Source organism: Campylobacter sp. RKI_CA19_01122 (genome assembly GCF_025771325.1).
GTDB lineage: Bacteria > Campylobacterota > Campylobacteria > Campylobacterales > Campylobacteraceae > Campylobacter_D > Campylobacter_D lari_D.
Window position 1 is genome coordinate 1 of the sequence record NZ_JAKMPZ010000014.1, and the last position, 14,445, is coordinate 14,445.

Consider the following 14,445-nt stretch of genomic DNA (forward strand, 5'->3'; position numbering starts at 1 on the left):
GGTAAAAGTTAAAAAAGGCTTTTTAATAGTATAAAATTTTTCATAAAATTTAGCTCTAAGATCAATGACTAATTCATTTTCTAAAAATTTATCGAGTTCATCAGAGAAACTATCTTTGTAATATTTTTCTATATTAAATTCTTTAATTTTCTCTCCTTGTTTTAATTTGTAATAAGGTATTAAATCTTTTGCTAAAATAGGACCAAAAAGATTAGAAAATATCAAAACATTCTCATCTATGTATTTTCTTGAATTCTCGCTTAAATTTTCATAGTCTAAATGATCAAAAGCAACTCCATTATATCTTTGAATAGCTTTGTTTGTTTCTTTTGTTAAAATATCATGAGTTAATTCTTCTATTTCACTTGCATCTTTTATACCAAAAAATTTTTCAAGTTCAACTTCATTGCATTGATTTATATGATTTTTATATTTTGTAAGTACCTCAAGTCTTTTACTATATAAATTACTAAAAACAAAAGAGTTTTTATTTATATAATCTTGCGTATTTATTTTATTTTTGCTTTCGCTAGGTGAAAATAAAATTTTCATAATCAATCCTTTATTTTTTAAAAATTATATAAAATTATTTAAAACACTTGACATTAATTTAAAATTACATTATAATTCAACTTTATTTTTTGCTGGTTTAGCTCAGTTGGTAGAGCAGCTGCCTTGTAAGCAGCAGGTCGGGGGTTCAAGTCCCTTAACCAGCTCCATTGTTGATGGCAGTGTTTGACCAGAAATAAAAAGCATTTTTATCATGGTGAGTTACTCAAGTGGCCAACGAGGGCAGACTGTAAATCTGCTGGCTTTCGCCTTCCGTGGTTCGAATCCACGACTCACCACCATTGCTTTGCGGGAATAGCTCAGTTGGCTAGAGCATCAGCCTTCCAAGCTGAGGGTCGCGGGTTCGAGTCCCGTTTCCCGCTCCAACCTAATTTTGGTAGAGTGAAACTGGGAGCTGTTTTTAAATTAAGAATTTCTAGCAGTTTCAATTTCCAAAATTTTATAATTTATGTTTTTAATTTTTCTGAGCGCTCGTATGGCTCAGAGGTAGAGCACTCCCTTGGTAAGGGAGAGGTCGCGGGTTCAAGTCCCGCTATGAGCTCCATTGATTTCAAAAGATTATAAAACATAAATTAGTATTTGTTTGTAAATTTTATATGGAGGAAAAAGATGGCTAAAGAAAAATTTTCACGTAATAAGCCTCACGTAAATATTGGTACTATTGGTCATGTTGACCACGGTAAAACTACTTTAACAGCTGCTATCTCTGCTGTTCTTTCAAGAAGAGGTTTGGCTGAGCTTAAAGATTATGATAATATCGACAATGCTCCTGAAGAAAAAGAGCGTGGTATTACTATTGCAACTTCTCACATTGAGTATGAAACAGAAAATCGTCACTATGCTCACGTAGACTGCCCAGGTCACGCTGACTATGTTAAAAATATGATTACTGGTGCTGCTCAAATGGACGGTGCTATTCTTGTTGTTTCTGCTGCAGATGGTCCAATGCCACAAACTAGAGAGCACATCTTACTTTCTCGCCAAGTAGGTGTACCATATATCGTTGTTTTCATGAATAAAGCTGATATGGTTGATGATGCTGAATTATTAGAATTAGTTGAAATGGAAATTAGAGAACTATTAAGTTCTTATGACTTCCCAGGAGATGATACTCCAATTATTTCAGGTTCTGCTTTACAAGCTCTTGAAGAAGCAAAAGCCGGACAAGATGGTGAATGGTCTAAAAAAATCTTAGATCTTATGGCAGCAGTTGATGAGTATATTCCAACTCCAGCTCGTGATACAGATAAAGATTTCTTAATGCCAATCGAAGACGTATTCTCAATTTCAGGTCGTGGTACAGTTGTTACTGGTAGAATTGAAAAAGGTGTTGTTAAAGTTGGTGATACTATTGAAATAGTTGGTATTAGAGAAACACAAAGCACTACAGTAACTGGTGTTGAAATGTTTAGAAAAGAAATGGATCAAGGTGAAGCAGGTGATAATGTAGGTGTTCTTCTACGTGGTACTAAAAAAGAAGATGTTCTTCGTGGTATGGTTCTTGCTAAGCCAAAATCAATTACTCCACATACTGACTTTGAAGCAGAAGTTTATATTTTAAATAAAGATGAAGGTGGTCGTCATACTCCATTCTTTAATAACTATAGACCACAGTTCTATGTAAGAACAACGGATGTTACTGGTTCTATCCAACTTGCAGAAGGCGTTGAAATGGTTATGCCAGGTGAAAATGTTAGAATTACTGTAAGCCTTATTGCACCAGTTGCACTTGAAGAAGGTACTCGTTTTGCTATCCGTGAAGGTGGCCGTACTGTTGGTTCAGGTGTTGTATCTAAAATTATTAAATAATCATAAGCGAGATTTTATCTCGCTTCTTAAGGAATAAAAATGAGAATTAAAGTTGGCTTGAAATGTGAAGAGTGCGGTGATATTAATTACAGTACTTTTAAAAATAGTAAAAATACAACTGAAAAATTAGAATTAAAAAAATATTGCCCAAGATTAAAAAAACATACAGTTCATAAAGAAGTTAAATTAAAAAGTTAAGGCTTTTATATAAAAGCCCTTAGGGCAATAGCTCCAACGGTAGAGCGCCGGATTCCAAATCCGATGGTTGGGGGTTCGAATCCCTCTTGCCCTGCCACAAAATAAGGTTAAATATGGAAAAACTAATAACTTATTTTAAATTGTCAAAAGCTGAATTATCAAAAGTTATTTGGCCTTTGAAAGAGCAAGTTAGAAATGCTTATATTACTGTTTTTGTAGTTGTTACTGTTGTTTCATTATTTTTAGCATTGGTTGACTTGATTATGTCATTTTCATTATCTAAGATTATAGGATAAAATAATGAATCATAAATGGTATGCAATTCAAACTTATGCAGGTAGTGAAATGGCTGTAAAAAGAGCCATAGAAAATTTAGTTAGAGATCATGGAATTCAAGAGCAATTGCTAGAAGTAATTGTTCCAACTGAAGATGTGATTGAATTTAAAAATGGTAAAGAAAAAATAAGCGAAAGAAGTTTGTATTCAGGCTATGTATTTGCCAATATTGACTTATCAACAGAACTTTGGCATAAAATTCAATCTTTGCCAAAAGTTGGTCGTTTTATAGGGGAAAGTAAAAAACCAACCCCATTAAGTGAAAAAGATATCAATCTTATTTTAGAAAAGGTGAAAAATAAAGCAGCACCTAAACCTAAAATTTCATTTGATAAAGAAGAAAGTGTAAGAATAACCGAAGGTCCTTTTGCAAACTTTGTTGGTATTGTAGAAGAATATGATATGGTTAGAGGGGTTTTAAAGCTAAATGTTTCAATATTTGGCAGATCAACTCCAGTAGAGATCTTATACTCTCAAGTTGAAAAAATAGTTTGATAATATAGCAAGTAAAGGAGTAAGGTTATGGCTAAAAAAGTCGTAGGAGAAATAAAATTACAAATAGCTGCTACTAAGGCTAATCCATCACCTCCAGTTGGTCCTGCTTTGGGTCAACAAGGTGTTAATATTATGGAATTTTGTAAGGCATTTAATGAAAGAACAAAAGATATGGCTGGCTTTAATATTCCAGTTGTTATTACTGTATATGCAGATAAAAGCTTTACATTTATCACAAAACAACCACCAGCTACTGATTTAATCAAAAAAGCTGCAGGTATTTCTAAAGGTGCGGATAATCCTTTAAAAAATAAAGTAGGTAAATTAACTAAAGCACAAGTTTTAGAAATTGTTGATAAAAAAATAGCTGATATGAACACAAAAGATAGAGAGCAAGCTGCTAAGATTATTATGGGTTCTGCTCGTTCTATGGGTGTTGAAATCGTAGATTAATACTCTTTACCGCCAAGAGTTTAAAAAGGCGGTAGCACTTTATATAAAATGCGGAGAAAAATTAATGTCAAAAAATACTAAAAGATTTACAGAATTATTAAAAAAAATAGATTCAAATAAAAATTACTTAATGGATGAAGCAATAAGCACAGTTAAAACTCTTGCATCTGCTAAATTTGATGAAACAGTTGAAATTGCTTTAAAATTAAATGTTGATCCAAGACATGCAGATCAGATGGTAAGAGGTAGTGTAGTTTTACCTTGTGGTACAGGTAAAAAAGTGCGTGTTGCTGTTATAGCAAAAGATGCAAAAGCTGATGAGGCAAAAAATGCAGGTGCTGATATAGTTGGTAGTGATGATTTAGTAGAAGAAATTCAAAAAGGAAATATGAATTTTGATGTTTTAATTGCTACTCCAAATTTGATGGGTTTAGTTGGTAAGGTAGGTCGTATTTTAGGACCTAAAGGTTTAATGCCAAATCCTAAGACAGGTACTGTGACAATGGATGTTGCACAAGCTGTGAATAATGCTAAAAATGGTCAAGTTAACTTCCGTGTTGATAAGCAAGGAAATATCCATGCAGGTTTAGGTAAAGTTAGCTTTACTCAAGAACAATTAAAAGAAAATATGACAGCATTTGTAAAAGCTATTAATAAACACAAGCCAGCTGCTGCAAAAGGAAGATATATTAAAAATGCTAGTCTTTCTTTAACTATGAGTCCTTCTCTTTCTCTTGATACTCAAGAATTACTTGATACAAAATAAAATTAATGAGAGTTTTACTCTCATTAATAAAAATTAGATAAGATAATAACTTTTATTTTATCTAATTTTTATCTTAGATTGGAGATAGCCGAGGTCCTAGGACTTAATTAGATTTTTCTGCTCTGCTTGAAATCACCGGTCGGAAAGGAGTAAAGATGACTAAAAGCCAAAAAGTTGAACTTGTTTCTAAACTTGAAGAAGGTTTTAAAGTTAGTGAGGCTGTTGTAGTTTGTAACTATAAGGGTTTAAATACTAAAAAACTTGAAGAGTTAAGAAATAATGCGAGAGAAATGGATGTTAATGTTCAAATTATTAAAAATACTTTAGCAAGTATTGCTCTTAAAAATGCCGGCAAAGATGGAATGGGACTTAAAGATACTAATATTTATCTTTGGGGTGAAGACCAATTAAATGTTTCAAAAGTTGCTGATAAATTTAGCGAAGCTAATCAAGCATTTGAGATCAAAACTGCATTTATCGAAGGCGAAGTTGCTTCTGTAGATAAAGTTAAAGCTTTAGCTAAAATGCCTTCTCGCAATGAATTACTTGCTATGCTTTTGCAAGTTTGGAATGCACCAATCACCAATTTTACAATTGGACTAAATGCATTAAAAGAAAAAAAAGAAGCTGAATAAAATTATAAAAAGGATAAAAAATGGCAATTACTAAAGAAGATGTATTAGAATTTATTTCTAACCTAAGTGTTCTTGAGCTTTCAGAATTAGTAAAAGAATTTGAAGAAAAATTTGGTGTTTCTGCTGCTCCAGTTATGGTTGCGGGTGCTGCTGTTGCGGGTGCTGCTGGCGGTGCTGCTGAAGAAAAAACTGAATTTGATATTGTATTACAAGATGGTGGCGATAAAAAAATTAATGTAATTAAAGTTGTTCGTGCTTTAACTGGTCTTGGATTAAAAGAAGCAAAAGATGCAGTTGAACAAACTCCATCAGTTCTTAAAGAAGGTGTTAGTAAAGCTGAAGCTGAAGAAGCTAAAAAACAACTTGAAGAAGCTGGCGCTAAGGTTGAACTTAAATAATTTTTTATTTTTAAAAGAAAGGATTTTATATCCTTTCTTGTTTTCCTTTAATAAGGATTCTTTCTTTCAATACTTTTACCATGGGGTATAATAATATGTTAAATTCACAATCAGGAAATCGTTTAAGAATAGACTTCTCGAATGTTCCACAACAAATAGACATTCCAAATTTATTACAATTACAAAAAAAGAGTTTTGATTATTTTTTAAATTTAGATGCAAAAAATTCAGAAAGTGGAATTGAAAAAGTTTTCAAATCTATCTTTCCAATCCATGATCCGCAAAATAGATTAAGTTTAGAATATGTAAGTAGTGAAGTAGGTAAACCTAAATACACCATTAGAGAGTGCATGGAAAGAGGTTTAACTTATTCTGTAAATTTGAAAATGAAAATCCGTTTAACTTTACATGAAAAAGATGAAAAAACGGGTGAAAAAATCGGTATAAAAGATATCAAAGAACAAGAAATTTATATTAGAGAAATTCCTTTAATGACAGATAGAATTTCTTTTATAATTAATGGGGTTGAAAGAGTTGTTGTAAATCAACTTCATAGAAGTCCAGGTGTTATTTTTAAAGAAGAAGAAAGTTCTACTGTTGCAAATAAATTAGTATATACAGCTCAAATTATACCAGATCGTGGTTCTTGGCTTTATTTTGAATATGATGCAAAAGATGTGCTTTATGTGCGTATTAATAAAAGAAGGAAAGTGCCTATTACTATTTTATTTAGAGCACTTGGTTATAAAAAGCAAGATATTATAAAATTATTTTACCCTATACAAACTATTCATGTTAAAAAAGATAAATTTTTAACTGAATTTAATCCAAATAACTTTTTAGATAGAGTCGAATATGACTTAAAAGATGAAAAAGGTAATGTTGTACACCAAGCCGGTAAAAGAATGACAAAGAAAAAAGCTGAGCAACTTATAAAAGACGGTGTTAAATGGGTTGAATATCCAATTGAAATTTTAACAAATAGATATTTAGCTAACCCTATTATTAATAAAGAAACCGGTGAGGTTTTGTTTGATTCTTTAACGCTATTAGATGAGGGAAAATTAGCTAAAATTAAAGAAGAAAAACAATTTGATATTGCAAATGACTTAGCAAATGGAGTTGATGCTGCTATTATTAATTCTTTCATTCAAGATAATGAGACTTTAAAATTATTAAAACAAACTGAAAATATAGAAGATGAAAATGATTTAGCAGCTATTAGAATTTATAAAGTAATGAGACCAGGCGAGCCTGTAGTAAAAGATGCTGCAAAAGCTTTTGTAAATGATTTATTTTTTAATCCTGAAAGATATGATCTAACAAAAGTTGGTCGTATGAAAATGAATCATAAACTAGGATTAGATACACCTGAATATGTTACAGTTTTAACAAATGAAGATATAGTAAAAACTGCAAAATATTTAATTAAAGTAAAAAATGGTAGAGGCCATATTGATGATAGAGATCATTTAGGTAATCGTCGTATTAGATCGATTGGAGAGCTTTTAGCTAATGAACTTCATGTGGGTCTTGCTAAAATGCAAAAATCAATTAGAGATAAATTTACCGCATTAAATGCAGATATTGATAAAGTAATGCCTTATGACTTAATCAATCCTAAAACAATTACTGTGACAATTATGGAATTTTTTACCGGTGGTCAATTGTCTCAATTTATGGATCAAACAAATCCATTAAGCGAGGTAACTCATAAGCGTCGTTTATCTGCGCTTGGCGAGGGCGGTTTAGTAAAAGAAAGAGCGGGTTTTGAAGTGCGTGATGTCCATGCAACGCATTATGGAAGAATTTGCCCTGTTGAAACTCCAGAAGGTCAAAATATCGGTTTGATTAATACGCTTTCAACTTATGCTAAAGTAAATGATCTAGGTTTTGTTGAAGCACCTTATAAGAAAGTAGAAAATGGAAAAGTAAGCAATGAAATTGTTTATTTAACCGCTACTCAAGAAGAAGGTTTAGTGATCGCAGCTGCTTCAACTAAAATTGATGAAAAAGGTAATATTGTTGAAGAATTTGTTGAAGCAAGACAAGATGGTGAAACAATCTTAGCAAGAAGAGAAGAAGTGCATTTGATTGATCTTTGTTCAGGTATGATAGTAGGGGTCGCAGCTTCTTTGATTCCATTTTTGGAGCATGATGATGCAAACAGAGCCCTGATGGGTTCAAACATGCAGCGTCAAGCAGTGCCTTTACTAACCGCACAAGCACCTATAGTAGGTACTGGTATGGAAAAAATCATTGCACGTGATGCTTGGGAAGCTATTAAAGCTAAAAGAGCAGGTATTGTAGAAAAAGTTGATAATAAAAATATTTTTATTTTGGGCGAAGATGAAAATGGACCATTTATTGATCATTATAAAATGGAAAAAAATCTAAGAACTAACCAAAATACAACTTTTATTCAACACCCGATTGTGAAAAAAGGCGAATTTATTCAAGCAGGTCAAATTATTGCAGATGGTCCAAGTATGGACCAAGGAGAGCTTGCTATTGGTAAAAATGCTTTGATCGCATTTATGCCATGGCATGGATATAATTACGAAGATGCTATTGTAATTAGTGAGAAAATTTTACGCGAAGATACTTTCACTAGTGTTCATATTTATGAAAAAGAAGTAGAGGCTAGAGAACTTAAAGATGGCGTTGAAGAGATTACAAAAGATATTCCAAATGTTAAAGAGGAAGATTTAGCACATCTTGATGAGAGTGGTATTGCAAAAATAGGAACTCATATAAAGCCTGGTATGATTTTGGTAGGTAAAGTTTCACCTAAAGGTGAGGTAAAACCTACGCCTGAAGAAAGATTACTAAGAGCTATTTTTGGTGAAAAGGCAGGACATGTTGTAAATAAATCTTTATATGCAACTGCTTCATTGGAAGGTGTTGTTGTAGATGTAAAAATATTTACTAAAAAAGGTTATGAAAAAGATGCTCGTGCTGTAAAAGCCTATGATGATGAAAAATTAAATCTTGAAAAAGAACATCACGATAGACTTTTGATGATGGACAGAGAAGAAACTTTAAGAGTATGTTCTTTGCTTTCTAAATCACCTTTAAATTCAGACGAAGAAATAAATGGTGTTAAATATAAAAAAGGTTCCAAGGTAGAAATTACCGAGTTGGAAAAAATTAATCGTTTTGCATTAAATTCTTTAGTTAAAGCTTATTCTAAAGAAGTGCAAAAAGAATATGATGATTTAAAAAATCACTTCCAAAACGAGAAGAAAAAGCTTAAAACAGAGCATGATGAAAAATTAGAAATTTTAGAAAAAGATGATATTTTACCAAGTGGAGTGGTAAAACTTGTTAAAGTATATATTGCGACTAAGAGAAAATTAAAAGTTGGGGATAAAATGGCGGGACGCCATGGAAATAAAGGTATTGTATCTAATATCGTTCCAGAAGTTGATATGCCTTATTTACCTGATGGAAGACCTATTGATATAGCTTTAAATCCTCTAGGGGTTCCAAGTCGTATGAATATAGGACAAATTCTTGAAAGTCACTTAGGGATTGTTGGTATGAGACTAGGTGATCAAATTCAAGAAATTTTTGATAGAAAACAAAAAGATTTTGTAAAAGAATTACGCGAAAAAATTCTTGAAATTTGTAGTGTATCTAGACTTGAGCTAGAAAAGAAATTTGTACAAACTTTAAATGATGAGCAACTTATTTCTTATGCTAGAGATTGGGCTAAAGGGGTAAAATTTGCTACTCCTGTATTTGAAGGTGTAACGGTTGAAGAATTTGGTAAGCTTTTTGAAATGGCTAAAATAGCTATGGATGGAAAAAGCGAACTTTATGATGGAAGAACTGGTGAAAAAATGGCAGAGCGTGTGCATGTTGGATGTATGTATATGCTTAAATTACACCATTTAGTAGATGAAAAAGTTCACGCAAGAAGTACTGGACCTTATAGCTTAGTAACACAACAACCAGTTGGTGGTAAAGCATTATTTGGTGGGCAAAGATTTGGTGAGATGGAAGTTTGGGCTCTTGAAGCTTATGGAGCAGCTCATACTTTAAGAGAAATGCTTACTATTAAATCTGATGATGTTGAGGGTAGATTTAGTGCTTATAAAGCTTTAACAAAAGGCGAGAATGTTCCAGCAACAGGTATTCCAGAGACATTCTTTGTACTTACAAATGAATTAAAATCTCTTGCTTTAGATGTTGAGATTTTTGATAAGGATGAGAATAATGAGTAAATTTAAACCTATCGAAATAAAAGAAGATGGCAGACCTAGAGACTTTGAAGCTTTTCAATTAAGACTTGCAAGTCCCGAAAAAATCAAATCATGGTCTTATGGGGAAGTAAAAAAACCAGAAACGATTAATTATAGAACTCTAAAGCCTGAAAGAGATGGGCTTTTTTGTGCTAAAATTTTTGGACCAGTAAGAGATTATGAGTGTCTTTGTGGTAAGTATAAAAAAATGCGTTTTAAGGGCATTAAGTGTGAAAAATGTGGTGTTGAAGTTACTAGTTCTAAAGTGCGTCGTTCAAGAATGGGGCATATTGAGCTAGTTACCCCAGTAGCACATATATGGTATGTGAACTCTTTACCAAGTCGTATCGGTACTTTACTCGGCGTAAAGATGAAAGACTTAGAACGCGTATTATATTATGAAGCATATATAGTAGAAAATCCAGGTGATGCATACTATGATAATGAAAATACTAAAAAAGTTGAATTTTGTGATGTGTTAAATGAAGAGCAGTATTTAAATTTAATGCAACGCTATGAAAGTAGTGGATTTAAAGCTAGAATGGGTGGTGAAGTTGTTAGAGATTTACTAGCAAATTTAGATCTTGTCGAGCTTTTAAATAAATTAAAAGAAGATATTGCAGCAACTAATTCAGAAGCAAAGAAAAAAACTATCATCAAACGCTTAAAAGTGGTAGAAAATTTCTTAAATAGTAATTTAAATAGCAATACAAATATTGATGAAGTAGTACCAAATCGTCCTGAGTGGATGATGATCACAAATTTACCTGTATTACCACCTGATTTAAGACCTTTGGTAGCTTTAGATGGTGGAAAATTTGCAGTTTCTGATGTGAATGATTTATATAGAAGGGTTATCAATAGAAATACGCGTTTAAAAAGACTTATGGAGCTTGATGCACCTGAAATTATCATTAGAAACGAAAAAAGAATGCTACAAGAAGCAGTTGATGCTTTGTTTGATAATGGCAGAAGAGCAAATGCAGTTAAAGGTGCAAATAAGCGCCCATTGAAATCTTTAAGTGAAATTATCAAAGGTAAACAAGGTCGTTTTAGACAAAATCTACTTGGTAAAAGGGTGGATTTCTCAGGTCGTAGTGTTATTGTTGTTGGACCAAAACTTAGAATGGATCAATGCGGTTTACCTAAAAAAATGGCTTTAGAATTATTTAAACCACATTTGTTAGCTAAGCTTGAAGAAAAAGGTTATGCAACTACCGTAAAACAAGCTAAAAAAATGATAGAAAACAAAACTAATGAGGTTTGGGAGTGCTTAGAAGAGGTTGTTAAAGGTCATCCTGTAATGCTTAACCGTGCTCCAACCTTACATAAACTTTCCATCCAAGCTTTCCATCCTGTGCTTGTAGAGGGTAAAGCAATTCAACTTCATCCATTAGTGTGTGCGGCATTTAATGCTGACTTTGACGGGGACCAAATGGCTGTGCATGTGCCTTTATCTCAAGAGGCAATAGCTGAGTGTAAAGTATTAATGCTCTCATCTATGAATATCTTGCTTCCAGCAAGTGGTCGTTCTGTAACTGTACCTTCTCAAGATATGGTTTTGGGGATTTATTATTTATCTTTAGAAAAAGATGGTGCTAAAGGTGAGCATAAAATTTGCACAGGTATTGAAGAGGTTATGATTGCTCTAGAAGCAAAATCTTTAGATATTCATGCAAGCATTAGAAGTGTGGTTGATGGAAGAAAAATCACAACAACCGCGGGTAGATTGATTATTAAGTCTATCTTACCTGATTTTGTTCCTGAAAATATGTGGAATAAAGTCATGAAGAAAAAAGATATTGCAGCTTTGGTTGATTATGTTTATAAAGAGGGTGGCCTTGAAGTAAGTGCTAGCTTTTTAGATAAACTAAAAGATCTTGGTTTTGAATATGCAACAAAAGCAGGTATTTCTATTTCAATTGCTGATATTATTGTGCCTGATCAAAAGCAAAAAAGCATAGAAGAAGCTAAAAAACAAGTAAGAGAAATTCAAAATTCATATAATTTAGGTTTGATTACTTCGGGTGAAAGATATAATAAGATTATTGATATTTGGAAAAGCACTAATAATATCTTGTCAAAAGACATGATGGAGTTAATTAAAAAAGATAAAGAAGGATTTAACTCTATTTATATGATGGCAGATTCTGGTGCTAGAGGTTCAGCAGCTCAAATTTCACAGCTTGCTGCGATGAGAGGTCTTATGGCAAAACCTGATGGCTCAATCATTGAAACACCGATTATTTCAAATTTCCGTGAAGGACTTAATGTTCTTGAATATTTTATTTCAACTCATGGTGCTAGAAAAGGTCTCGCAGATACAGCATTAAAAACAGCAAATGCAGGTTATTTAACAAGAAAGCTTATCGATGTGGCACAAAATGTAAAAGTTACAATGGATGATTGTGGTGCACATGAGGGTGTTGAAATTAATGAAATCACAGCAGATGGTGTTGTGATTGAAACCTTAGAGGAAAGAATTTTAGGAAGAGTTTTAGCTGAAAATATTATTGATTCTATTACTAATGAAATTTTATTTTCAGAAGGTACTTTAATAGATGAAGAAAAAGCTAGAGTAATTGTTGAAAGTGGTGTAAAGAGTGTAAGTATTAGAACTCCTATTACTTGTAAAGCTAAAAAAGGAGTTTGTTCTAAATGCTATGGTATTAACCTAGGTGAGGGCAAATTAGTTAAGCCAGGTGAAGCTGTAGGTATTATATCTGCTCAATCAATCGGTGAACCAGGAACTCAGCTTACACTAAGAACTTTCCATAGTGGTGGTACTGCTAGTACAGATTTGCAAGATCGTCAAGTAGTAGCACACAAAGAAGGTTTTGTAAGATTTTATAATCTTAACACTTATGAAGATAGACAAGGTAAAACTATAGTGGCTAATCACCGCAATGCTGCTATTTTACTTGTTGAGCCAAAAATCAAAGCTCCATTTAAAGGAACTATCCATATTGAACATGCGTATGAAGATGTGGTGGTTAGTGTTAAAGCAAAAAACAATGAAGCTAAATTTATATTAAGAAAATATGATTTAGCAAAAGCTAATGAGCTTGCTGGTGTAAGTGGTAATATCGAAGGTAAGTTATATATTCCATATAGCGATGGTGTTGAAGTAGCTGAAAATGAAAGCATTGTTGAAGTAATCAAAGAAGGTTGGAATATACCAAATCGTATTCCTTATGCAAGTGAATTGCTAGTAAAAGATGGTGATCCTATCACTCAAGATATTATAGCAGGTGCAAAAGGCACATTAAAATTTTACATGCTCAAAGGCGATGGTTTAGATAGGATTAAAAATCTTAAAAAAGGTGATATAGTTAAAGAAAAAGGTGTTTTTGTTGTTATTGCTGATGAAAATGATAGAGAAGCAAAAAGACATTATATACCAAGAGAATCCGTGATTGAATTTGATGATAGTGCTTTTGTGAATAATCCTAAAGCTATCATAGCAAAATCAAGCAAAGAAGACAAAACTATCATTGCTGAATGGGATGCATATAATAACACCGTAATTGCAGAGGTTGCAGGTACTATAAATTTTGAAGATATTGAATCAGGCTATAGTGCTGATGAACAAATTGATGAAGCAACAGGTAAAAGATCGCTTGTTATTAATGAGTATTTACCAAGTGGAGTGCGTCCAGCGTTGTTAATTATAGGTGAAAATGATAAGGTAGTGCGTTATCAATTAGAGCCAAAAACTGTTATTTATGTAAATGATGGTGATAAGGTGAAGCAAGCTGATATTTTAGCTAAAACACCAAAGGCAGCAGCTAAATCAAAAGATATTACCGGGGGTCTTCCAAGAGTATCTGAATTGTTTGAAGCAAGAAAGCCGAAAAACACTGCTGTTGTAGCTGAAATTGATGGAGTTGTTAGATTTGATAAGCCTTTAAGATCAAAAGAAAGAATCATTATTCAAGCAGAAGATGGAAGTAGTGCAGAGTATTTGATAGATAAATCAAAACGTATTCAAGTAAGAGATGGTGAGTTTATCCATGCGGGTGAAAAATTAACCGATGGAGTTATTTCAAGCCATGATGTACTTAGAATTTTAGGTGAAAAAGCATTACATTATTATCTTATTTCTGAAATTCAGCAAGTTTATCGCGGTCAAGGTGTTGTGATTTCTGATAAGCATATTGAAATCATCGTATCACAAATGCTAAGACAAGTTAAAATTGTAGATAGTGGTCATACTAACTTCATCGTGGGTGATTTAGTTTCAAGAAGAAAATTCAGAGAAGAAAATGAAAGAATTTTAAGATATGGTGGTGAGCCTGCTGTGGCTGAACCTGTGTTACTTGGGGTAACAAGAGCGGCTATTGGAAGTGATAGCGTGATTTCAGCTGCTTCTTTCCAAGAAACAACGAAAGTTTTAACAGAAGCAAGTATTGCAGGTAAATTTGATTATCTTGAAGATCTGAAAGAAAATGTAATCTTAGGTCGTATGATTCCTGTTGGAACAGGATTATATCAAGAGCAAAAACTTAAATTAAAAGAAAAAGAATAAAAATCCCTAG

General features: G+C 32.6%; 11 protein-coding genes and 5 tRNA genes. 15 read left to right on the forward strand and 1 reads right to left on the reverse strand.

Annotated features, from left to right (window positions below):
* Nucleotides 1-552: YaaA family protein (yaaA, locus tag L8U37_RS07360; RefSeq protein ID WP_263665955.1), on the reverse strand; the 552-nt coding region annotated here is incomplete at its 3' end.
* A 91-nt stretch (nucleotides 553-643) separates the two neighbouring features.
* Here yaaA and L8U37_RS07365 point away from each other — a divergent pair.
* From L8U37_RS07365 to rpoC, 15 genes are all read left to right on the forward strand, one after another.
* A tRNA-Thr gene (locus L8U37_RS07365) sits at nucleotides 644-719 on the forward strand.
* Between the two features lie 46 nt (nucleotides 720-765).
* Nucleotides 766-851, forward strand: a tRNA-Tyr gene (locus L8U37_RS07370).
* A 7-nt stretch (nucleotides 852-858) separates the two neighbouring features.
* Nucleotides 859-935 (forward strand) — tRNA-Gly (locus L8U37_RS07375).
* 104 nt (nucleotides 936-1,039) lie between these two features.
* A tRNA-Thr gene (locus L8U37_RS07380) sits at nucleotides 1,040-1,114 on the forward strand.
* A gap of 65 nt (nucleotides 1,115-1,179) precedes the next feature.
* Complete coding sequence (gene tuf, locus L8U37_RS07385; RefSeq protein WP_039617742.1) at nucleotides 1,180-2,379, forward strand: elongation factor Tu; 1,200 nt, start codon at nucleotides 1,180-1,182, stop codon at nucleotides 2,377-2,379.
* 39 nt (nucleotides 2,380-2,418) lie between these two features.
* On the forward strand, nucleotides 2,419-2,577 hold the full coding sequence (rpmG, locus tag L8U37_RS07390; RefSeq protein ID WP_039617743.1) for a 50S ribosomal protein L33: 159 nt from the start codon (nucleotides 2,419-2,421) through the stop codon (nucleotides 2,575-2,577).
* A gap of 21 nt (nucleotides 2,578-2,598) precedes the next feature.
* Nucleotides 2,599-2,674, forward strand: a tRNA-Trp gene (locus L8U37_RS07395).
* A 16-nt stretch (nucleotides 2,675-2,690) separates the two neighbouring features.
* On the forward strand, nucleotides 2,691-2,873 hold the full coding sequence (secE, locus tag L8U37_RS07400) for a preprotein translocase subunit SecE (protein ID WP_039617745.1): 183 nt from the start codon (nucleotides 2,691-2,693) through the stop codon (nucleotides 2,871-2,873).
* Nucleotide 2,874: 1 nt separating this feature from the next.
* Nucleotides 2,875-3,408, forward strand: a complete 534-nt coding sequence (gene nusG / locus L8U37_RS07405) for a transcription termination/antitermination protein NusG (RefSeq protein ID WP_087684660.1) — start codon at nucleotides 2,875-2,877, stop codon at nucleotides 3,406-3,408.
* A gap of 27 nt (nucleotides 3,409-3,435) precedes the next feature.
* Nucleotides 3,436-3,861, forward strand: coding sequence for a 50S ribosomal protein L11 (rplK, locus tag L8U37_RS07410; RefSeq protein WP_012661181.1), 426 nt, complete (start codon nucleotides 3,436-3,438; stop codon nucleotides 3,859-3,861).
* 64 nt (nucleotides 3,862-3,925) lie between these two features.
* The gene (gene rplA / locus L8U37_RS07415) at nucleotides 3,926-4,627 is read left to right on the forward strand and encodes a 50S ribosomal protein L1 (RefSeq protein ID WP_039617747.1); all 702 of its coding nucleotides are present in this window, start codon (nucleotides 3,926-3,928) and stop codon (nucleotides 4,625-4,627) included.
* 155 nt (nucleotides 4,628-4,782) lie between these two features.
* Nucleotides 4,783-5,262 carry a 50S ribosomal protein L10 gene (rplJ, locus tag L8U37_RS07420; protein WP_263728933.1) on the forward strand — a complete coding sequence of 160 codons (480 nt, stop codon included), beginning with the start codon at nucleotides 4,783-4,785 and terminating at the stop codon, nucleotides 5,260-5,262.
* Between the two features lie 20 nt (nucleotides 5,263-5,282).
* Nucleotides 5,283-5,660, forward strand: a complete 378-nt coding sequence (gene rplL, locus L8U37_RS07425; RefSeq protein ID WP_012661184.1) for a 50S ribosomal protein L7/L12 — start codon at nucleotides 5,283-5,285, stop codon at nucleotides 5,658-5,660.
* Between the two features lie 95 nt (nucleotides 5,661-5,755).
* A complete protein-coding gene (rpoB, locus tag L8U37_RS07430; protein ID WP_263728934.1) occupies nucleotides 5,756-9,889 on the forward strand; it encodes a DNA-directed RNA polymerase subunit beta in 4,134 nt (1,377 codons plus the stop codon).
* Complete coding sequence (rpoC, locus tag L8U37_RS07435; RefSeq protein WP_263676583.1) at nucleotides 9,882-14,435, forward strand: DNA-directed RNA polymerase subunit beta'; 4,554 nt, start codon at nucleotides 9,882-9,884, stop codon at nucleotides 14,433-14,435. Before rpoB ends, rpoC begins: the two co-directional genes overlap by 8 nt.
* The last annotated feature ends 10 nt before the right edge of the window (nucleotides 14,436-14,445 follow it).

Excerpts from the sequence above, each read along its gene's own strand:
- secE (WP_039617745.1), top strand. The coding sequence starts at position 2,691 with ATGGAAAAACTAATAACTTATTTTAAATTGTCAAAAGCTGAATTATCA.
- rplA (WP_039617747.1), top strand. The coding sequence starts at position 3,926 with ATGTCAAAAAATACTAAAAGATTTACAGAATTATTAAAAAAAATAGAT.
- rplL (WP_012661184.1), top strand. The coding sequence starts at position 5,283 with ATGGCAATTACTAAAGAAGATGTATTAGAATTTATTTCTAACCTAAGT.
- rpoC (WP_263676583.1), top strand. The coding sequence starts at position 9,882 with ATGAGTAAATTTAAACCTATCGAAATAAAAGAAGATGGCAGACCTAGA.
- rpoB (WP_263728934.1), top strand. The coding sequence starts at position 5,756 with ATGTTAAATTCACAATCAGGAAATCGTTTAAGAATAGACTTCTCGAAT.
- tuf (WP_039617742.1), top strand. The coding sequence starts at position 1,180 with ATGGCTAAAGAAAAATTTTCACGTAATAAGCCTCACGTAAATATTGGT.
- rplJ (WP_263728933.1), top strand. The coding sequence starts at position 4,783 with ATGACTAAAAGCCAAAAAGTTGAACTTGTTTCTAAACTTGAAGAAGGT.
- rpmG (WP_039617743.1), top strand. The coding sequence starts at position 2,419 with ATGAGAATTAAAGTTGGCTTGAAATGTGAAGAGTGCGGTGATATTAAT.
- rplK (WP_012661181.1), top strand. The coding sequence starts at position 3,436 with ATGGCTAAAAAAGTCGTAGGAGAAATAAAATTACAAATAGCTGCTACT.